The sequence below is a fragment of the Xanthomonas sp. NCPPB 3218 genome (assembly GCF_056725185.1).
Map to the genome: position 1 here is coordinate 2,710,893 of NZ_CM161516.1, position 19,475 is coordinate 2,730,367.

The window sequence follows — 19,475 nt, forward strand, 5'->3', positions numbered from 1 at the left end:
GCTGCCCCGGTTCGTCCGGACGCGGCTGCCGGCCCTGAAACACCTATAAAACTTAAGACAAGCGCTCCCGCGGCCTGCCGTGGTGTTGCAGCGCTGGAAACCCTGGTCAGGCCTGTCCGCGCGTTGCGCGAAGGGCCGACAAGCTGTTCCAGAGGCGAAACGTCACGGCGTTCCGCGCGGTAGAGCGCGAGAGGAACGCAACAATGAAGCGAATGCTGATCAACGCAACGCAGGCCGAAGAGCTGCGCGTGGCGATTGTGGACGGCCAGACCCTGTACGACATCGACATCGAACAGCCGTCCAAGGAACAAAAGAAGTCCAACATCTACAAGGGCCGTATCACCCGGCTCGAGCCCTCGCTGGAGGCGGCGTTCGTGGACTATGGCGCCGAGCGCCATGGCTTCCTGCCGCTGAAGGAAATCTCCCGCGACTATTTCCAGGCTGGTGTCGACCACAACAAGTCGACCATCCGCGAGTTGCTGCGTGAGGGCCAGGAAATCGTGGTGCAGGTCGACAAGGAAGAGCGTGGCAACAAGGGCGCCGCCCTGACCACGTTCATCTCGCTGGCCGGCCGCTACATGGTGCTGATGCCCAATTCGCCCAGCGCTGGCGGCGTCTCGCGCCGGATCGAGGGCGAAGACCGTGCCGCGCTGAAGGAAGCGCTGGACAAGCTCGACATCCCCGACGACATGGGCGTGATCATCCGCACCGCGGGTGTCGGCCGTGACGCCGAAGAACTGCAGTGGGATCTGGACTACCTGCTGCAGACCTGGAAGGCGATCGCCGAGGCGGCGCTGAGCAAGCCGGCCGCGTTCCTGATCTACCAGGAATCGCGCCTGATCATCCGCGCCCTGCGCGACTACCTGCGCGCCGACATCGGCGAAATCCTAGTCGATACGCCGGAGCTGTATGCCGATGCCCAGGAGTTCATGCAGCAGGTGATGCCGCAGAGCCTGCGCAAGCTCAAGCACTACACCGACGACATTCCGCTGTTCAACCGCTTCCAGATCGAATCGCAGATCGAAGGCGCCTACGAGCGCAACGTGCGCCTGCCGTCGGGTGGCTCGATCGTGGTCGATCAGACCGAAGCACTGACCGCCGTCGACGTGAACTCCTCGCGCGCCACCAAGGGCAGCGACATCGAAGAAACCGCCTTCCAGACCAATCTGGAAGCGGCCGAGGAAGTGGCCCGCCAGTTGCGCCTGCGCGACCTGGGCGGTCTGGTGGTGATCGACTTCATCGACATGTCCTCGACCAAGCACCAGCGCGAAGTGGAAAACAAGCTGCAGAACGCGCTCAAGTACGACCGCGCACGCGTGCAGCTGGGCCGCATCTCGCGCTTCGGCCTGATGGAAATGAGCCGCCAGCGCCTGCGCCCGAGCCTGGGCGAATCCAGCCAGATCGTGTGCCCGCGCTGCGACGGCCATGGCCGCATGCGCAGCGTCGAGTCGCTGTCGCTGTCGATCATCCGCGTGGCCGAAGAGCACGCCATGAAGGAAAACACCGGACAGGTGCTGGTCCAGGCCCCGGTGGAAATCGCCAACTACCTGCTCAACGAAAAGCGCAGCGCGCTGCGCGAGATCGAGCAGCGCCACGAGTCGCCGATCATCATCGTCGCCGACGAACAGCTGCACACCCCGCACTACGAAGTCACGCGGTTGCGTGAGAACGAGCTGGGCGAAGACAGCGGCAAGCCGAGCTACCAGCGCGGCACCCCGCGCAAGCTGCCGGTGCATGCGCTGACCAAGGCACAGTTGAATATCCCGGCTGCGCCGGCAGTGACCTCGATCAAGCCGAGCCAGCCGGCTCCGCTACGTGAAGAGGCCCCTGCCCCGGCTGCCGCTACACCTGCACCGGCTCCGGTCGCACCACTGCCGCTTCCCGCGCCGGTCACCGGTGTGGTCGGCTGGCTGAAGCGCATCTTCGGCGGCGTCGAGCCGGTCGCGCCTGCGCCCGAGTCGACCCAGCGTCCGCGTCAGAACGATGCCGGCCGCAGCAGCCGCAACGAGCGTGGCGATCGTGGCGGCCAGCGTCGCGACGGCCGCGATGCCCGCAACGGTGGCAACGGTGGCAATCAGCACCGCGGCAATGGCGGCAACGGCAATGGCGCCAACAAGGAGCGTCGTGACGAGCGCCGTCAGCCGGCCAATGGCCAGGCTGCGCAAAACGGCGGTCAGGCGCAGCAGGTGCAGGTGCCCAAGCCGCCGCGCAACGAGGCACCGCAACAGCCCAAGCAGCAGGCCCAGCAGCAGAAGCAGAAACCGCAGAACCAGGCACCGCGCCCGCCGCGTGCAGCTGCGCAGCAGCAGGACGGCGCGCCGTCCGAACGGCAGCAGCGCCCTGCGCGTCAGGACGAAGGCACTGCCTCGGCGCAGACGCTAACCTCCACCGCTGCAACCGCAACGACTGCCACCGTGGTCGCGGCGATTGCCGACACCGCAGCACCCAAAACGCCGGCAGCGGCAGCTGCGGCCACCCCGGCGCACCCGGTCGAGGTCATCGTGACCGAGTCGCACACCGATCGCGGTACCGACGCAAATGCGGAGGGTCAGTCGCCGGAGGCAGCAGGCGATGATGCGGCAAATGGCGAGAGCGGCAGCCGTCGTCGTCGCGGTCGTCGCGGTGGCCGTCGTCGTCGTCGTGGCGCTGGCGCAAACGGTGAAGGCGGTACCGGCGTCGATGGTCTGGAGACGGACGATCTGGACGGCGATGCCGAAGGCGATCTCGATGGCGACAACGAGAGCGACGAAGCCGGTTCGCAGGTCCACACCTCGGCTGCCCCGCGCGCCGGTCAACCGGAGTTCGACTTCGACGATGACGCGACCACGCCTGCGGTATCGGTACGCGCCAAGCCGGAATCCAGCGCTCCGGCCGCAGTGAAGCCGCGTCCGGTTCCGAAGGAACGTGCGGAAGCACCGCTGGCGGCCGACACGACGTCGACCACGGCGCCGGTTTCCAATGCCACGCCGTCGTTCGAGCAGCAGGCTGCAACGCCGTCAGTCACCGCAGCCGAGCAGGCAGGTGGCAATGCATCGGCGGCCTCCGCGGCACCGGCTGCAACCGCCTCGGCCAGCAACACGGCGTCGGCTGCATCGGCACCGGCTGCGCAGGCTTCTGCCGCTGCATCGATGACCCCGCAAGCGCCTCAGGCTTCGGTTGTTGCGCAGGAATCGGCGACCTCGCCGGCTCAGGCTCCGGTTGTCGCTTCGGCTCCGTCGGCTGCCTCGACGCAGGTTGACACCTCGGCTCCGGTCGCGACGCCAGCTGCGGCTCCTGCAGCTCAGCCGGTCGAGCGTGCGGCTCCTTCGGTCGTGCGTTCGCCCGAACCGGCTGTGCAGTCAACGTCGGTGCCGTCGGCATCGTCGGCATCCGCCGACGCTGCAGCGCCTGCGGTTGCTCGGCAGGAACAGGCAGCACCGGCTGCAGCTGCGGCAGCAACGCAAGCGGAGCCGGCGAAAACCGACGCAGCACCGGCAGCCGTCACTGTGCCCAAGCCGGTCGCTGCTGCGCCATCCAGCGCGCAGGCAGACGTCGTGACATCCAGGCCGCCGCATGCCGAGCCGTCAACGGCGGCAAGCCCGGCTGCCGATGTTGCTGCGACGTCCACCGCCACGGTGCCGCAGACCTCGCCGGCTGCCGATGCTGCGCCGGCACGCAAGCCGTACGCTCCGGTGCAGACCACGCTGCTTGACGCATTGGCTCCGGCCGACGCAACAGCAGCAGAGACCGCGACATCGACGCAGGCCGAAACGCCGGTGCCGTACAAGACGCCTGAGCGGCCTGCAGCGGTCACGCCCGTGCTGTCTGCAGACGCCAACGAGCACACTGCCGACAAGCCGAAGCCGACGGTCGTCGTGTCCGAGGCAGCAAAGCCGGCAGATGCAGCGCGCAATGGCGATGACGCGCAGGAGCAGCAGGACGACACCAACAAGCCGCGTGGCGATCACTGATCGTTTCCCAGCCGGTTGAACCCGCCTGCGTGAATCCAGGCGGGTAGTGTCAAACAAGGCGGCCTTTGGGCCGCCTTGTTTTTGCGTGCGGCAGTGTCATGCCGATAGTGGGTGACCAGGCCTTGCAGGGATCGCAACGAAACGGTTGCCGCGCTCGTAGTCGTACTTGTCCCAGGCGTTGTTCCCGCCGCATCAACGAACGACGGGGCGATTGCCGCCAAAATCAGGATTCAGGCAGAAGCCAGCGCCATCGTGGCCCTGCGCCGTAACTGCATCCACGCCAGCAGACCGAAATGTCCGCTGCTGCGCATCGGCAACCGCTCGCCATCGAATGCAGCGGCGTCCAGACCGATTCAATCGCCCTGCTCCAATGGCGCGGCGCACTGCGCCGTAGCGACACGTCGTCATCGGCAGCCGTCGCAAGCAAAGCGCCTCTCGGGCAGTGAATGCCGACGTGAGCACGCGCGTTCGCTTGCACGCCGGAGTGCCGCTCCCGCGCAAAACAGCGTATGCCTGTTTTCATCGCCGCGTTGTGCAGCAGCATCTGACGGCTGTGTCTGAGAGCGCGAAAATCCGAAGGCGCGGTTTACAAGGTCCGCGCCGGATCGGTCAGGCCGTACTGATTGGCCAGACGCGCCAGGGCGATGTTGTCCTGGATGCCGACCTTCTCGAACAGGCGCGCCTTGTGCGTGTTGATGGTCTTGGCGCTGAGGTTCAAGCGCTTGGCGATGTCTTCCTGGCGCAGACCCTGGGTCAGCAACAGGGCGACCTCCAGTTCGCGCGGCGATAGCGCGTCGAAGGGCGAGCCGCCCCCTTCCAGGTTGGACAGGGCCAGATTCTGCGCAATGGTATTGCCGAGATAGCGCCGGCCCAGGGCGACTTCGCGCACCGCACGCAGCAACTCCTGCGCATCGCCGCCCTTGCCGACATACCCCGATGCGCCGGCTTCGAGCAGACGCTTGGGCAGTGGGCCGTCTTCCAGCACCGAGACGATGATGACGCGGGTGCCGTAATCGCCCTTGACGATGCGCTCGGTGATTTCCAGGCCGCTGACACCGGGCAGGTGCAGGTCGCACAGCACGATCTCGGGCTTGAGCTGACGGATTTGCGGCAAGGCCGCCTCCCCGCTCTCCGCCTCTCCCACCACATCGATGTCCACTTCCTTGGACAGGATCATCTTCATGCCGGTACGCACGAGTGCATGATCGTCGATCAGAAAAACTCTGATGGTCATCCTTGTTGTCCTCGCTGTGCGGCTGGCTGGTGCAGCCTATCTCCGTGAATAATTCAGGGCAAGCTCGATGCAACGTATTACGTTCGAGTCAGAACGCGAAGTACTCTGCCGCCACGCGTCATGGTAGGCATTGCATGCACTATCGCGGCGTGATCGGATGATGCGAGCGGGCCCAATACGCGAACATCGGGCATTTCACTCGCGCTCGGTCAGATTTTTCCTGCTTCGGTGCTGCGCTCGGCATCCACCAATGGGCGCAATTGCGCATCGAGTGCAACGCGTTCGTCGAACACGAAGCAGCGGCCGTCATAGCCTTCGCCACCGACTTCTTCGAAATAGCCGAGGATGCCGCCTTCGAGCTGCAGCACGTTGTCCATGCCGTCGGCCTGCATCCACAACGCCGCCTTCTCGCAACGAATGCCGCCAGTGCAGAAGCTGACCACGGTGGCGTCGGCCAACGCAGCGCGATGCGCTTCCAGCGCCGCCGGCAGGTCGGTGAACTTGTCGATCGGCAACGTCAGCGCGCCCTGGAACGTGCCGTACGCCACTTCCTGGGCATTGCGCGTATCCAGCAGCACCAGCGGGCGGCCGCGATCGTCGCGCCCTGCCCGCATCCACTCGCGCAACGTGGCGGGCGTCACCGCAGGCGCACGGCCCTGCAGCGGCGAGGCATCGTCGCGGCGAAAGCTGATGATCTCCGGCTTGACCTTCACCTTGAGCCGCGCGAACGGCTGCAGCGCACTCAGGCTGTACTTGATGCGCATCTGCGCAAAACGCGCATCGGCCTGCAGCCACCCATAGAACGCGTCGATCTGCTCGGCTTCGCCGGCCAGAAACAGGTTGATCCCTTCTTCGGCCACCAGCACCGATCCCTTCAAGGCCTGCTGCCCGGCGTGTGCCAGGACGCTGTCGGCGAGCAACTGCGGGTCCTGGATGGTGACGAATTGGTAGGCAGCGGTATTGGTGATCATGCGGCCATTTTAAGCCGATGCGGCCGCAGGTGCGATCAGCCTCGCAACAGCAGGAACGGCAGCAGGACCAGCGAGGCGACAACCAGCATGCCGATCAACGTGGCGATCACGAACAACGGCCGCTTGCGCAGCAGCGCGCCGAAGGTTTCGGCCGTGCCGGCAGCGAGCGCATCCTGGCGCTGCGCACGCGCCACGGCACCGCGCTGGGCCTGATACGCATCCATCAGCGCCTTGGCGCGCGGGTGATCGGCATCGTCGCTGAGCCAGATGCCGCCGGCGGAGATGCCCCAGTTGCTGGGTCGGGTTTCGTAGATCTGCACCAGATGCTCGCGCATCAGCGCCCGTACCTCGTCGGCTTCGTCATCGGGAACATTGCGCAGATTGAGCAGCAGCTTGGCCATGGGCGCGATGATACCGGGAGCCAGGTGCGATAATGATGCACTCCCTTTGCTGGACCATCCCATGCGCCTTCTGTTGACGCTTTGTGCTGCCCTGCTGCTCGCGGGCTGTGCGCCTGCCCTGCCGCCGTCCGGCGGCACCATCGCCACGTTCGAGCGGATCGACCGCAACGTCGGCACCGGTGCCGAAGCCACACCGGGCGCGCTGGTCACCGTGCACTACACCGGCTGGCTGTACGACGAAAAAGCCGCCGACAAGCATGGCAAGAAGTTCGACAGCTCGCTCGACCGCGCCGAGCCGTTCCAGTTCGTGCTGGGCGGCCATCAGGTGATCCGCGGCTGGGACGAGGGCGTGGCCGGCATGCGTGTGGGCGGCAAGCGCAGCTTGATGATTCCGCCCGCGTACGGCTATGGCGACAACGGCGCTGGCGGCGTGATCCCGCCCGGCGCATCGCTGGTGTTCGATGTGGAATTGCTCGGCGTGCAGCCGCGCTGAAGGGCTGAGCAATGACGGATGCGAGCAAGCGGCGGCTGGCCATCATCGGTGGTGGACCGGCCGGCCTGATGGCGGCAGAGGTGGCATGTGCGGCAGGCCTTGCGGTCGACCTGTACGAAGCCAAGGGTTCGGTCGGGCGCAAGTTCCTGATCGCCGGCAAGGGCGGCTTGAACCTCACCCACTCCGATCCGACGCCGTTGTTTGCGCAGCGCTATCGCGAGCGCAGCGAGGCCGTCGCATCGTGGCTGCAGCAGTTCGATGCGGATGCGCTGCGCGCCTGGGCGCGCGACCTGGGCGTGGAGACCTATGTCGGCAGCTCGGGGCGCGTGTTCCCGATGGATCGCAAGGCCGCGCCGCTACTGCGTGGCTGGGTGCGCCGACTCAAGGAACAAGGCGTCACGTTTCATGTGCAGCATCGTTGGCTTGGCTGGAGCGATGACGGTGGCTTGCGTTTCCACTCGCCCACCGGTGATGTCGAACGCACCGCAGATGCGGTGGTGCTGGCGCTTGGTGGCGGCAGCTGGCCGCAGCTCGGCTCCGATGGTCGCTGGCAAGGCGTGCTGCAGGATCGCGGTATTGCGGTGGCGCCGCTGGTGCCGGCCAACTGCGGCTTCGACATCGCCTGGAGCGCGCATTTTGTGCAGCGGCATGCCGGTGCGCCGCTCAAGCCCGTGGTCGCGCACTGGCAGGATCGCGATGGCACACCGCAGCAGTTGCAAGGCGAGTGCGTTGCGACCTCCACCGGCATCGAGGGCAGCCTGATCTATGCGCTGGCTGCGGATCTGCGCGCGCAGATCGATGCCGATGGCGTCGCCGAGCTGGGCCTGGACCTGCTCCCGGGACGCTCGCTGGAACGCGTCAGCGCCGAACTGGAAAAACCGCGCAAGGGACGCAGTTTCAGCGAGCATCTGCGCCGGCAGGTCGGCATCGACGGCGTCAAGGCCGCCTTGCTCTACGAACACCTGGGCAAACAGGCGGGCGACGATCTGGCGCTGGTGGCGCGTACGCTCAAACGCCTGCCGTTACGCCTGTTGCGAGCGCGTCCGCTTGCCGAGGCGATCAGCTCGGCCGGTGGCGTGCAGCTGGAGGCGCTGGATACGCAGCTGATGGCGCGCGCGCAGCCTGGCGTGTTCTGCGCCGGCGAGATGCTCGACTGGGAAGCACCGACCGGCGGCTATCTGCTGACTGCCTGCTTCGCCAGCGGATTACGTGCCGCGCATGGCGCGGTGCAATGGCTGCAGCAGACCGACCGCGCTACAGACGATCGCTGACCGCCTCGCGCGGCCACACTGATTTGACGTCGTAAATCACCGCACCCGGTTTGCCCAGTGCGGCAATACGCTGGGTGTCGTAGTCGCGGTATTGCGCATGCGCGACTGCCAGCACGACGGCGTCGTACGCACCCTCGTCCGCAAGCTCGCACAACTGCACGCCGGCATGTTGCAGCGCTTCTGCGGGGTCGGCCCACGGGTCGCAGGTGTCGACCTGCACGCCGGCGGCTTGCAGCAGCTGCACCAGCTCCAGCGCGCGGCTGTTACGCAGGTCCGGGCAGTTCTCCTTGAAGGTGGCGCCCAGCACCAGCACCCTCGCCTGCGCAAGCACCACGCCACGCGTGGCCAGCATGCCGCAGACGCGCTCGGCCACGTGCCGGCCGACGCGGTTGTTGACCTGGCGCGCGGTGTGGATCAGGTCCGGGTGATAGCCCACGCTTTCGGATTTGTGCATCAGGTAATACGGATCCACCCCGATGCAGTGACCACCCACCAGGCCGGGACGGAACGGCAGGAAATTCCACTTGGTTCCGGCGGCTTCCAGCACCTCCAACGTATCGATGCCCAGCTTGTCGAAGATCAAGGCCAGCTCGTTGACCAATGCGATATTGACGTCGCGCTGGATGTTTTCGACCACCTTGGCGGCCTCGGCCACGCGCATCGACGGCGCCCGCCAGGTGCCGGCAGTGATGATGCTGGCGTACAGCGCGTCGACCGCATCGGCGGCTTCTGCGGTAGAGCCGGAGGTGATCTTGCGGATATCGCGCAGACGCCGCTGGCGGTCACCTGGATTGACACGCTCGGGGCTGTAGCCACAGAAGAAGTCGTCATTGAAACGCAGCCCCGATGCGGCTTCGAGCAAGGGCACGCAGACTTCTTCGGTAGTGCCCGGGTAGACGGTGGATTCGTAGATCACCAGGTCGCCGGGTTTGAGCGCAGCGGCGATCAAGCTGGTGGCACTGCGCAGCGGTTCCAGGTCGGGCTGCTCGAAGCTGTCGATCGGCGTCGGCACGGTGACGATGAAGATGCTGCACGTAGCCAGGTCCGCAGCATTCGCGGTGTAGCGCAACCGGGTGGCGGCAGCCAGCTCGGTGTCGTCCAGCTCCAGTGTGGCATCGTGGCCGTCGCGCAGCTGCGCGACCCGCTGCGCATCGATGTCGAAGCCCAACGTATCGCGTTGCTCGCCGAACGCGACGGCCAACGGCAGGCCGACATAGCCCAATCCAATCACCGCGATGCGGGCCTGCTGCGGAGCGAGTAGCGTGGTGCTGGACATGCGGTTCCTTCGATCGTGCGCAGCCGGTTGCTGCGCGCCTGCGCGGTGGGAGCATAGCGCAGGCAACCATCGGACCATGAGTGCGGCGAACTGGCGACGCGGCGATTCACAATCGGCGCGCAATCAGGCACGCTATCGCAATGCCCGGGTGGCGAAACTGGTAGACGCAAGGGACTTAAAATCCCTCAGCTGCAAGGCTATGCGGGTTCGATTCCCGCCCCGGGCACGCTCTAGTGGCACTGCAAAGTGCGCAACGCCATCGACGCGTCGACAAACCTTGCCTGCAGCGCTGTCGCATTGAGCAGTCCAGCCTCTGCGTTGCGCTTACAAGTGCATGACGCGCCCTCAGCCCGCTCCCCTGTCTCGGACATCACCGCAACCGTCAGTGCCTCGCAGGCTGAGGTGAAACAGCGCGAGCAGATTGGTGATCAAGGCTGCGGTAGACGTGATCAGCGATGCCAGACGAGATGGAGCGGCGCGCCATTGCATAGCATGCAGGCCGCAGTGCCCTTCCGTGCGCCTGGAGAGCACCAACCGCAGCATCCACGCAGCGCCACGCACAACGATGCGATCTTGTTTACGACAGAAGTCCTGGCGCCAGCGGAGCACCAGGCGCAATGCACATCTGACATCAAGCACGCCGCGCTACGTCAGCGAGAAGAAGGCCAAGAGTTGCCCTCCTCAAGTGCTAGCCCGGCCAGCATCGGCCAATAAAAAAAACCCCGTATATCGTTCGATATACGGGGTTTGAATTTGGAGCGGGAAACGAGACTCGAACTCGCGACCTCAACCTTGGCAAGGTTGCGCTCTACCAACTGAGCTATTCCCGCGTGGAGCAAAATTGTACAGCTTGTTACTTCGTTGCGCCAGTCCTGTCGTCGTTGCCGACGCATGAAACAACGCATGCAATGTGGAGGCCTGGGCCGGAATTGAACCGGCGTACGCGGATTTGCAGTCCGCTGCATAACCACTCTACCACCAGGCCGAAACATCAAACCCAAGGCATCCTGCCTTGAAACAACGAGACCTCCGGCAAGGGGCCTTGTCTACATCTGGAGCGGGAAACGAGACTCGAACTCGCGACCTCAACCTTGGCAAGGTTGCGCTCTACCAACTGAGCTATTCCCGCTTGGGAGGCGAAATTCTACAGCGAACAGCATCGCTGTCAACTATTGCTTTCGACTTTTTTCGGTTTGCTGGTGATCGCGGCTTTTTCGTCGGCGCGCAGGCTCGGCCAGGCGGCCTGCAGGTACTGGAATCCGGACCACAGCGTCAGCAATGCGGCGATCGCCAGCGTCCAGTATCCGGCGCGGAAAATCAGGTTGCCGAACCAGATTCCGTGCGTGGGCATCTGCCCCGGCGTCACCGAATACAGCAGACACAGCAGCGCGACCATCTGTGCGGTGGTCTTGACCTTGCCGATCACCGCCACCCGTACCTTGGCGCGCTGGCCGATTTCGGCCATCCATTCCCGCAGGGCGGAGACTGCGATTTCGCGGCCGACGATGACCGCCGCCCAGAACGCCATCCATGGTGTGGGGTGGCCCTGCACGATCAGGAACAATGCCACTGCGACCATCAACTTGTCGGCCACCGGGTCCAGGAATGCGCCGAAGGCCGAATACTGGTGATAACGCCGCGCGACCCAGCCATCCAGCCAGTCGGTGATGGCGGCCAGCGCGAACACGCCGGCGGACGCGAAATTGGTCCAGGTGTACGGCAGGTAGAACACCACGACCAGCACCGGGATCATCACGATCCTCAGCAGTGTCAGCCACGTGGGGATGGTCAACTTCATTACGGACTCGACTCGCCTGCCGCATCGGGAAGCGCCAGCCCGTGCAGGTTAGCGTAGATTCGCGCGGCAAGTGCGGCATTGACGCCCTCCACCCGCGCAATCTCGGCCTCGCCGGCGGCCTTGAGCCCGACCAGGCCACCGAAATGCTTGAGCAGGCTCGCGCGTCGGCGCGGACCGATGCCGGGGATATCCTCGAGTTTGCTAGTCATGCGCGCCTTCTGGCGGCGGCCGCGGTGACCGGTGATCGCAAAGCGGTGCGCCTCGTCGCGCACCTGCTGGATGAACTGCAGTGCCGGCGATGCCGCACCCGGCCGCAGTTCGCGGCCGTCGGCCATGATCAGCGCCTCGTGCCCTGCCCTGCGCTCCTCGCCCTTGGCCACGCCGACCAGCAGCACATTCTCGATGCCCAGATCGGCCAGCGCGCCCTTCGCCTGTGCGAGCTGACCGGCGCCACCGTCGATCAGCAGCACATCCGGCAGCACGCCGTTTTCTTCCACCGCGCGTCGAAAACGCCGTTCGATGGCCTGACGCATCGCGGCGTAGTCATCGCCCGGCGTGATCCCTGAAATATTGAAGCGCCGGTATTGTCCGCGCACCGGACCGCTGGCATCGAACACCACGCACGAGGCCACCGTCGCCTCGCCCATGGTGTGACTGATGTCGAAGCACTCCACCCGCCTGACCTGCTCGGCCAGCCCCAGCATCTCGCGCAATGCCTCGCTGCGTGCATGCTGCGCGCTCTGGCTGGTAAGTTCGGTGACCAGGGTCAGCTGTGCATTGCGTGTCGCCAGCAGCAGATAGCCGGCACGCTCGCCGCGCACGTTCCACTTCAACGTCACCTTGTATTCGGCGGCGGCGCTGAGTGCGGCCTCGATCAGCTCGGCATCGGGAATTTCTCGATCGAGCAGGATCTCGCGTGGTGGCGAATGTTCGGCGTAGTACTGCGACACGAATGCAGCCAGGATTTCGTCCGCGCTGTCTTCGCCGTTGGTCTTGGGAAAGAACGAGCGCGTGCCCAGGTTGCGGCCGTCGCGAAAACTCAGCAGCAGCACACAAGCCTGGCTGGCTTGCGTGGCGCAGGCCAGCACGTCCAGATCCGCCGCGCGGCCGTCCACGTACTGGCGGTTCTGCATGCTGCGCAGCGAGGAAAGCAAATCGCGCAGGCGTGCGGCGCGCTCAAACTCCAGCGCCTCGCTGGCCTGCTGCATCGACTGCATGATCTCTTCGCCGAGCTGGTCGCTCTTGCCCTCCAGAAACATGGTGGCACGGCGTACCGATTCGGCGTAATCGGGCGCGGCGACCAGCTCCACGCAGGGCGCGCTGCAGCGACCGATCTGGTATTGCAGGCACGGCCGCGAGCGGTTGCGGAACACGCTGTCTTCGCAACTGCGCAGCTTGAACAGCTTGTGCATCAGGCTCAGCGTTTCGCGCACGCCGGTAACGCCGGTATACGGGCCGAAGTAACGCCCCTGCACGGCACGCGGGCCACGATGCAGGGCGATGCGCGGCCACTGCTCGCGGGTCAGCAGCACGTAGGGATAACTCTTGTCGTCGCGCAGCGACACGTTGTAGCGCGGCGACAGCGACTTGATCAGCTGGTTTTCCAGCAGCAGCGCTTCGGCTTCGCTGCGGGTCACGGTGACGTCCATCCGCGCTACCTGCGACAGCATCGAGGTCAGCCGCGCATTTTTCGGCGTGCCGTTGAAATAGCTACCCACGCGCTTGCGCAATGCACCGGCCTTGCCGACATACAGTAAGGTGTCGTCGCCCGCGTACATGCGGTAGACGCCGGGCGCGGTGCTCAATTGCGCAGCAAACGCCTTTCCATCGAAATCGGATTGGGGCCTTGCGTTCATTCTTCTATCGAAACATCGCGCAGTTCGCCGCTCGCCAGGTCGTAGCGCAACACGGCATGGGCATCGGTCTCGGCAATCCACACCGCGCCGGCGGCGGCCGCCAGCCCGGCCGGGCCATGCAGGCGGCGTGGCAGCGCGACCGTGGTCAGCTCGCCGCCACCCAGACGCAGGCAGCGCAGGCGGCCGTTGCCGGTGTCGGCGATCCACAGCATCGGCGAATCGGCCGCCAGCGCGATGGCTTGCGGAAACTGCAGCCGCGCGGTGCCGCGCGGGCCGTCCTCGTCGCCGAACTGCCAGGTGCCCTGCCCGCCGACCAGGGTCTGCACCAGATCGCCACGCAATTGCATGGTGCGGATCGACGAGCCCAGCCCATCGCAGATGTAGGCCACCTGCTGCACCGCGGCCAGGCCGGCCGGCTGCGCGAATGCGGCCAGATGCCCGCTGCCATCGCGAATCTCGAGCGCGCCGGTACCGGCGCGTGCGCTCAATGCGGCGCGGCCCAGGTCATAGCTCCAGATGCGGTTGTCGCCCGCCATGGCGATCAACACCTGATTGTCGGCCACGGCCAGGCCTTGCGGGTAATTCAGCGCCGAGGCGCCGGCAAACGCCAGCGGCCCCTCGACCGGCTCGCCGGAGCGCCCGGTGCCGCACAAGGTGTCGACCTGCCCGCTGCGCAGGTTGATGCGACGCAGGGCGTGATTGCCGGTGTCGGCGACATACAGCTGGTCGCGCTCCAGCGCCAGGCCTTGCGGACGCCGGAACGCCGCCTCACCGACGCCACCATCGATGAAGTCCGCATTAGCGTGGCCGAACTGGCGCAGCACGCGGCCGCCATGCGTGCATTCGAGCACGCGGTGATGGCCGGTGTCGGCGATGTACAGGCGGTCCTCGGTGGCGGCCAGGCCGGTTGGAAACCGCAGCTCCAGGCGCGGCTCGGGATCGCGCTCGGCCACCCCATGCAGGTCGGCGTCCGATGGCGGCTGCTGGCCTTCGCACAGGGCGACCAGCGCCTTGTCGAGATCGCCGGTCACGCCGACCAGGCGCTGACGCTCGCGGCCGTAGGCATCGAGCAGCACCAGCGTCGGCCAGGAGTCGATCCCGAAACGGCGCCAGGTCTCCCAGTCCCTGTCGAGCAAGATGGGCGCACTGACACCATGGCCGCGCAGTTGCTTGAGCGCGCGTTGCGGCTCGCGCTCGCTGTCGAAGCGCGGCACCTGCACCACGATCACCTGCAGCCGGCCGGGGCTGCGCGCCTGGAACTGCGCCAGCTCGGCCAGGCGCTCGGCGCACCACACCGAGCTGGCATTGACGAATGCCAGCACCAGCGCCCGCCCGCGATGCTCCTGCAGGGTGGATGGCCTGGCATTGAGCCAGGTAGGAAATTCCGGCAATTCCTGGGTAAGCTGGGCAGTCATACCGTAATTATGCCCAAGCCCGATTAGCTGCGGGTGAGTCTGGCCACGGTCTGGCGCGCAGCGGTATCGACCAGTTGCCAGGCACGCTCGAAATCGTCCATGTCACCGGTGTAGGGGTCGGGGATATCGTCACGCTCTTCCACACCGGCCCAGGGCAGCCAGAGCGCGACCTTGTCGCGCAGCGGCGCCGGGGCGAGGCGTTGCAGATCGCGCAGATTGCTGCCATCGGCGCACAGCAACCAGTCGAAGTGTTCGAAGTCGGCGCCGCGCACCTGGCGCGCGCGCAACCCGGAGATGTCCACGCCATGGCCGCGTGCGCAGCGAATCGCGCGTGGGTCCGGCGGATCGCCGGCATGCCAGTCGCCGGTGCCGGCCGAATCGACCTCGATCCGCCGCGACAGCCGCGCCTCGTCCAGCCGCGCACGCAGGGCACCCTCGCCCATCGGCGAGCGGCAGATATTGCCCAGACACACGATCAGCACCCTCATGCCGCTGCCACGCGGGTTTGCGCGCGCGCCAGATCGTCAGGGGTATCGATGCCGGGCGGAAACTGTTCGGGCGTCAACGCCACCGCGATGCGGTAGCCGGCCTCCATCACGCGCAATTGTTCAAGCGACTCGATGCGCTCCAGCATGCCGGGCGGCATTGCCGCGAAGCGCTGCAGAAATCCTGCGCGGTAGGCGTAGATCCCGATATGGCGCAGCCATTGCCCGTCACCGGGCAAGCTGTCGCGCTGACTGGCGAAGCTGTCGCGATGCCAGGGAATCGGCGCGCGACTGAAGTACAAGGCGTCGCCACCTGCGTTACGCACCAGCTTGACCACGTTCGGATCGAACAGTTCGTGCGCGCCGTCGACCTGCGCGGCCAGCGTGGCCATTTCGGCGCCGGAGTGCAGCAGCAGCTCGGCCACCGCACGGATGCCGGCGGCTGGCGCGAACGGCTCGTCGCCCTGCAGGTTCACCACGCAGGTCTCGGCTTCCCATCCGGCGATCCGCGCGCATTCGGCAAGCCGGTCGGTACCCGATGCGTGCGCGTCGCCGGTCATCGCCACATGCACGCCGGACAGGCCTTCGACCACCTCGGCAATGCGTGCATCGTCGGTGGCCACCCAGACCTCGCGCGCGCCGGCCAGCAGCGCCCGCTCGGCCACATGCTGGATCATCGGGCGATCGCCGATCAACTGCAGCGGCTTGCCCGGCAAGCGCGTGGAAGCGTAGCGCGCGGGAATGGCGACGACGAAATCTGCAGGCGTTGAGTTAGTCATGCGTGCGCGCTCTGGAAAACAGGAAGAGTGGAAGAAACGAGATAACCGAATCGCATGATGTCGTGGTGTGAGCGAACTCACGGTGGTCAGTTGGGCGGCGATGCCCGACATCGGCACTACGCGCCGCTGCCCGTACTGCCCGCGCAGGCACACCGACCATCTTGATTGGTCATTGCCCGCCCACCGTCGCGGGACCTTGATGTTCTTGCGGCGTGTCCCACGACGGTGGGTCGGCAAGGACCCTGCAACCAAGCCGCAGATCGCCCTGCCGGCGCAGCGTTCACACGCCCTGCCGGCTGGCCAACTTGTCCAGGCGATCCAGCAGGCTCACCCAGAACGCCGCCGGCAGCTCCGCCTTGAGCGGCACGCTGTACAGCCATTCGTCGGCAAATGGCCTGCATTTCACCGCATCCTTTTCGGTCATCAGCACCGGCAAACGGCTGCCGAAACTGAAATCCGCCGCGCGATACACGTGATGATCAGGGAAGGCATGCGGCACCACGCCGATGCCGCGCGCACGCAGCATCGCGAAGAAGCGTTCCGGGTGCGCGATCCCGGCCACGGCATGCACGCGCTGGCCGGCCAGCCGGCTCAATGGCTGAGCGCGCTTGCCATCCATCGGCTGCACGCTGTCGATGCTCAGGCGCATCTGCCATTCGCCGAATCCGGCGTCATCGGGCGCGGGTGTGGTCGCTGCTGCGCTGGCCTGGCCCAGATTGACCACGCGGAAATCGCAGTCGCGTGCACGTGCAGCCGGCTCGCGCAGCGGCCCGGCCGGCAACAGGCGCCCGTTGCCGTAGCGGCGCTGACCATCGACCACTTCGATCTCGACATCGCGGGCCAGCCGGTAGTGCTGCAGCCCGTCGTCGCAGACGACGATGTCGCAGCCCGCTTCGACCAGGGCGCGCGCCGCAGCCAGGCGATCGCTGTCCACGCGTACGCGGGCACCGGTCTTCCAGGCGATCAGGACCGGCTCGTCGCCGCCGAGCGCGACCGGCGTGTCCGCCTCGACCCAGCGCGCCGTGCCCGGGTCGTCACGGCCATACCCGCGGCTGGCCACGCCGGGCGTCCAGCCGGCCTCCTGCAACTTGGCGACCAGGGCAATCGTCAACGGCGTCTTGCCGGTGCCGCCGGCAGTGACGTTGCCCACCACGATCACCGGCACCGGCACGCCGTGGCGCTTGCGCCAGCCGCGGCGATACAGGGCACGTCGCAGCGCGATGGCAGCGCCGTAGACCGGCGCCAGCAGGCGCGCCGACAGCGGGATCGGCGCATTGTCGTACCAGTAACCCGGCGTGCGGGTGCCGCGCTTGCTCATGCCTGACGTTCGCGGAACTGCATGCCGTGCAGGTGCGAGTACAAGCCGCCCTGCTCCAGCAATTGGTGATGGGTGCCGCGCTCGACGATACGGCCCTGGTCCATCACCAGCACCTGGTCGGCATGCTCGATGGTAGACAGGCGGTGCGCGATCACCAGCGTGGTGCGGTCCGGCATCAGCTTGTGCAAGGCGTCCTGCACCAGGCGTTCGGATTCGTTGTCCAGCGCCGCGGTGGCTTCGTCCAGGATCAGGATCGGCGCGTCCTTGAGCATTGCGCGCGCGATCGCCAGACGCTGGCGCTGGCCGCCGGACAGGCGCCCGCCCTTGGTGCCCACATGCGACTGCAGGCCTTCGGGCAATTGCGCGACGAACTCCATCGCGTTGGCGCCCAGGATGGCGCGTTCCAGCTGGCCGGCATCGGCACTGCGCATTTCGCCATAGGCGACGTTGTCGGCAATGCTGCCGTCGAACAGCATGACCTGCTGGCCGACCAGCGCGATCTGCCGCCGCAGATCGGCCAGCGCATACGCCTGCACCGGGTGCCCGTCGAGCAGGATCTGCCCGGACTCTGCTTCGTAGAAGCGCGGGATCAACTTGATCAGGCTGGACTTGCCGCTGCCGGAACGCCCGACGATCGCTGTCACCGTGCCCGGTTGCGCCACGAAACTGACCTCGGCCAGGGCCGGGTTCACCTGGCCCGGATAGCGTGCAGTGACATTGCGGAATTCGATCAGGCCCTTGGCGCGCGTCAGCGGCACCGCGCCCTGGTCCGGCTCGTCGGGACTGTCGAGCACCGAGAACAGGCGCTCGGCCGAGGCCAGGCCGCGCTGCACCATGTTCTGCACATTGGTGAGCTGCTTGAGGCCCGGGATGATCGTCAGCATCGAGGTCATCAGCACCACGAAGTCGCCGGCGGTCAGCCGCCCGGCCAGTGCCTGGGCCCCGGCCACGAACAACAGCGCCGACAGGCCGATCGCACCGATCATCTGCACCGTGGCGGTGGAAATGCCCCGCGTGGATTCGACCTTCATTGCCAGACGCAGATTGCGGTCGGCCAGCGCGCCATAGCGCTCCATTTCGGTCTGCTGGGCACCGTAGATCTTGACCTCCTGATGGCTGGACAAGGTCTGGTCGGCCGCCTGCAGCAGATGCGCGCCGCTTTCCTGGATGCTGTGGCTGATGCGCCGATAGCGCCGCGCCACCTTGTCCATCACCCAGGCCAGCACCGGCGCCAGCACCAGGATGGTCAGCGTGACCTGCCAGCTATGCCACAGCATCAGCGCCAGCGCACCGATCACCTGCAGTGACTGCTGGATCATCACCTTGACCGCATCCACCGCCGCCTGCGCCACCTGGTCCGAGTCCGAGCCCAGCCGGATCAGCATCGACGGCACCGGTTCGGAGTCGAAGCGCGATCCCGGCAGGCGCAGATATTTGGACATCACCTTGACGCGCAGGTCGCGCGCGATGCTGCGTGCGGATTTGCCCATCGCCATATCGGTGATGTAGCCGGCGACGCCGCGCACCACGAACAACAGGATGATCTGCACCGGCAGCCAGCGACTGACTTCGGCATTCTTGTAGATGAAGGTCTCGTCGGTGATCGGCTTCATCAACGCCAGGAAGCCGGTCGTGCCGGCCGCCTCGATCAGCGCGGCAATCAGCGCGGCGACCAGCAACAGGCGATACGGCTTGGCGAAGGCCAGCAGGCGACGGTACGTGCGCCAGGACGAAACTGGCGCCGGGCGGTCGTTGGAGGTGGTCACTGGCGGTTTCCGTTAGTGCGTGTCTGGCCGGTCGTGGATGTCGCCCCGGCTTGAGGCGCTGTGGCGATCGCGATGCGGCGGAAGCCGAGTTGCCCCAATGCATCCTGCGCGGTCACCACCGCTTGATACGGCGTGCGTGCATCGGCGCGCAGCAACACCGTCTGCTCGCGGTCGTCGCCGGCGAGCTGGGCGATGGTCTGCTTGAGCGAGTCCACGTCCGAACGCAGCACTTCCTGATCATTGATGAAATAACGCCCATCGGCATTGACCAGCACGCTCAGCGAACGTGGCGGTGTGCTGCTGTGCTGGTCGCTGGCGGTCGGCAGCTGCAATTGCAGCGTGGAGCGTGCGTCGAAGGTCGTGGTCACCACGAAAAAGATGATGAGGACAAGGATGACGTCAATCAATGGCACCAGATCGATATGCGGCTCGTCCTGGCTTCGGTCACTGCCGATGCGCATT

Annotated in this window: 15 protein-coding genes and 4 tRNA genes; 4 read left to right on the plus strand and 15 right to left on the minus strand. The window is 66.2% G+C overall.

The features are described from left to right. Positions 1-212: 212 nt before the first annotated feature. On the plus strand, positions 213-3,950 hold the full coding sequence (locus AC1PLS_RS11085; protein ID WP_481104493.1) for an Rne/Rng family ribonuclease: 3,738 nt from the start codon (positions 213-215) through the stop codon (positions 3,948-3,950). Positions 3,951-4,536: 586 nt separating this feature from the next. Here AC1PLS_RS11085 and AC1PLS_RS11090 read toward each other — a convergent pair. The 3 genes from AC1PLS_RS11090 to AC1PLS_RS11100 all read right to left on the minus strand — a co-directional run bounded on the left by AC1PLS_RS11090 (position 4,537) and on the right by AC1PLS_RS11100 (position 6,556). Continuing rightward, the gene (locus AC1PLS_RS11090) at positions 4,537-5,184 is read right to left on the minus strand and encodes a response regulator (protein ID WP_024938667.1); all 648 of its coding nucleotides are present in this window, start codon (positions 5,182-5,184) and stop codon (positions 4,537-4,539) included. 209 nt (positions 5,185-5,393) lie between these two features. After that, positions 5,394-6,155 (minus strand): sulfurtransferase, encoded by a 762-nt coding sequence (locus tag AC1PLS_RS11095; protein WP_184431160.1) that lies wholly within the window; start codon positions 6,153-6,155, stop codon positions 5,394-5,396. Positions 6,156-6,190: 35 nt separating this feature from the next. Continuing rightward, on the minus strand, positions 6,191-6,556 hold the full coding sequence (locus AC1PLS_RS11100; RefSeq protein WP_065031449.1) for a DUF6164 family protein: 366 nt from the start codon (positions 6,554-6,556) through the stop codon (positions 6,191-6,193). A gap of 61 nt (positions 6,557-6,617) precedes the next feature. On the opposite strand from AC1PLS_RS11100, the gene AC1PLS_RS11105 reads away from it, so the two are divergent. Continuing rightward, a complete protein-coding gene (locus AC1PLS_RS11105) occupies positions 6,618-7,049 on the plus strand; it encodes an FKBP-type peptidyl-prolyl cis-trans isomerase (RefSeq protein ID WP_065031450.1) in 432 nt (143 codons plus the stop codon). Positions 7,050-7,060: 11 nt separating this feature from the next. Further along, the gene (locus AC1PLS_RS11110) at positions 7,061-8,320 is read left to right on the plus strand and encodes a TIGR03862 family flavoprotein (RefSeq protein WP_481103694.1); all 1,260 of its coding nucleotides are present in this window, start codon (positions 7,061-7,063) and stop codon (positions 8,318-8,320) included. Here AC1PLS_RS11110 and AC1PLS_RS11115 read toward each other — a convergent pair. Continuing rightward, positions 8,304-9,596, minus strand: coding sequence for a nucleotide sugar dehydrogenase (locus AC1PLS_RS11115; protein WP_184431164.1), 1,293 nt, complete (start codon positions 9,594-9,596; stop codon positions 8,304-8,306). The genes AC1PLS_RS11110 and AC1PLS_RS11115 overlap by 17 nt on opposite strands. 142 nt (positions 9,597-9,738) lie before the next feature. Between AC1PLS_RS11115 and AC1PLS_RS11120 the strand changes: the two genes are divergently transcribed. Next, positions 9,739-9,822 (plus strand) — tRNA-Leu (locus tag AC1PLS_RS11120). Positions 9,823-10,350: 528 nt separating this feature from the next. Here the strand turns inward: AC1PLS_RS11120 and AC1PLS_RS11125 are convergent. The 11 genes from AC1PLS_RS11125 to AC1PLS_RS11175 form a co-directional block, all read right to left on the minus strand. Next, a tRNA-Gly gene (locus tag AC1PLS_RS11125) sits at positions 10,351-10,426 on the minus strand. A gap of 81 nt (positions 10,427-10,507) precedes the next feature. Next, positions 10,508-10,581 (minus strand) — tRNA-Cys (locus AC1PLS_RS11130). A 68-nt stretch (positions 10,582-10,649) separates the two neighbouring features. Beyond that, positions 10,650-10,725: transfer RNA gene (locus AC1PLS_RS11135), tRNA-Gly, on the minus strand. 36 nt (positions 10,726-10,761) lie between these two features. Beyond that, positions 10,762-11,394, minus strand: coding sequence for a CDP-diacylglycerol--glycerol-3-phosphate 3-phosphatidyltransferase (gene pgsA, locus AC1PLS_RS11140; protein ID WP_024938673.1), 633 nt, complete (start codon positions 11,392-11,394; stop codon positions 10,762-10,764). After that, complete coding sequence (gene uvrC / locus AC1PLS_RS11145) at positions 11,394-13,250, minus strand: excinuclease ABC subunit UvrC (protein WP_054592960.1); 1,857 nt, start codon at positions 13,248-13,250, stop codon at positions 11,394-11,396. The genes pgsA and uvrC overlap by 1 nt, the downstream gene beginning before the upstream one ends. Continuing rightward, positions 13,247-14,665, minus strand: a complete 1,419-nt coding sequence (locus tag AC1PLS_RS11150) for a hypothetical protein (RefSeq protein ID WP_184431166.1) — start codon at positions 14,663-14,665, stop codon at positions 13,247-13,249. Before AC1PLS_RS11150 ends, uvrC begins: the two co-directional genes overlap by 4 nt. 23 nt (positions 14,666-14,688) lie before the next feature. After that, positions 14,689-15,153 carry a low molecular weight protein-tyrosine-phosphatase gene (locus AC1PLS_RS11155; protein ID WP_024938676.1) on the minus strand — a complete coding sequence of 155 codons (465 nt, stop codon included), beginning with the start codon at positions 15,151-15,153 and terminating at the stop codon, positions 14,689-14,691. Next, a complete protein-coding gene (gene kdsB, locus AC1PLS_RS11160; protein WP_166771326.1) occupies positions 15,150-15,929 on the minus strand; it encodes a 3-deoxy-manno-octulosonate cytidylyltransferase in 780 nt (259 codons plus the stop codon). The genes AC1PLS_RS11155 and kdsB overlap by 4 nt, the downstream gene beginning before the upstream one ends. Before the next feature lie 280 nt (positions 15,930-16,209). After that, a complete protein-coding gene (gene lpxK / locus AC1PLS_RS11165; RefSeq protein WP_184431168.1) occupies positions 16,210-17,247 on the minus strand; it encodes a tetraacyldisaccharide 4'-kinase in 1,038 nt (345 codons plus the stop codon). Then, positions 17,244-19,013, minus strand: a complete 1,770-nt coding sequence (gene msbA, locus AC1PLS_RS11170) for a lipid A export permease/ATP-binding protein MsbA (protein WP_016902580.1) — start codon at positions 19,011-19,013, stop codon at positions 17,244-17,246. The genes lpxK and msbA overlap by 4 nt, the downstream gene beginning before the upstream one ends. After that, entirely contained in the window at positions 19,010-19,474 is a 465-nt protein-coding gene (locus tag AC1PLS_RS11175) for an ExbD/TolR family protein (RefSeq protein ID WP_184431170.1), read from the minus strand. Before AC1PLS_RS11175 ends, msbA begins: the two co-directional genes overlap by 4 nt. Position 19,475: the final 1 nt, after the last annotated feature.

Coding starts and splice junctions, on each gene's coding strand:
- AC1PLS_RS11085 (WP_481104493.1), top strand. CDS start 213: ATGCTGATCAACGCAACGCAGGCCGAAGAGCTGCGCGTGGCGATTGTG.
- AC1PLS_RS11090 (WP_024938667.1), bottom strand. CDS start 5,184: ATGACCATCAGAGTTTTTCTGATCGACGATCATGCACTCGTGCGTACC.
- AC1PLS_RS11095 (WP_184431160.1), bottom strand. CDS start 6,155: ATGATCACCAATACCGCTGCCTACCAATTCGTCACCATCCAGGACCCG.
- AC1PLS_RS11100 (WP_065031449.1), bottom strand. CDS start 6,556: ATGGCCAAGCTGCTGCTCAATCTGCGCAATGTTCCCGATGACGAAGCC.
- AC1PLS_RS11105 (WP_065031450.1), top strand. CDS start 6,618: ATGCGCCTTCTGTTGACGCTTTGTGCTGCCCTGCTGCTCGCGGGCTGT.
- AC1PLS_RS11110 (WP_481103694.1), top strand. CDS start 7,061: ATGACGGATGCGAGCAAGCGGCGGCTGGCCATCATCGGTGGTGGACCG.
- AC1PLS_RS11115 (WP_184431164.1), bottom strand. CDS start 9,596: ATGTCCAGCACCACGCTACTCGCTCCGCAGCAGGCCCGCATCGCGGTG.
- pgsA (WP_024938673.1), bottom strand. CDS start 11,394: ATGAAGTTGACCATCCCCACGTGGCTGACACTGCTGAGGATCGTGATG.
- uvrC (WP_054592960.1), bottom strand. CDS start 13,250: ATGAACGCAAGGCCCCAATCCGATTTCGATGGAAAGGCGTTTGCTGCG.
- AC1PLS_RS11150 (WP_184431166.1), bottom strand. CDS start 14,665: ATGACTGCCCAGCTTACCCAGGAATTGCCGGAATTTCCTACCTGGCTC.
- AC1PLS_RS11155 (WP_024938676.1), bottom strand. CDS start 15,153: ATGAGGGTGCTGATCGTGTGTCTGGGCAATATCTGCCGCTCGCCGATG.
- kdsB (WP_166771326.1), bottom strand. CDS start 15,929: ATGACTAACTCAACGCCTGCAGATTTCGTCGTCGCCATTCCCGCGCGC.
- lpxK (WP_184431168.1), bottom strand. CDS start 17,247: ATGAGCAAGCGCGGCACCCGCACGCCGGGTTACTGGTACGACAATGCG.
- AC1PLS_RS11175 (WP_184431170.1), bottom strand. CDS start 19,474: ATGCGCATCGGCAGTGACCGAAGCCAGGACGAGCCGCATATCGATCTG.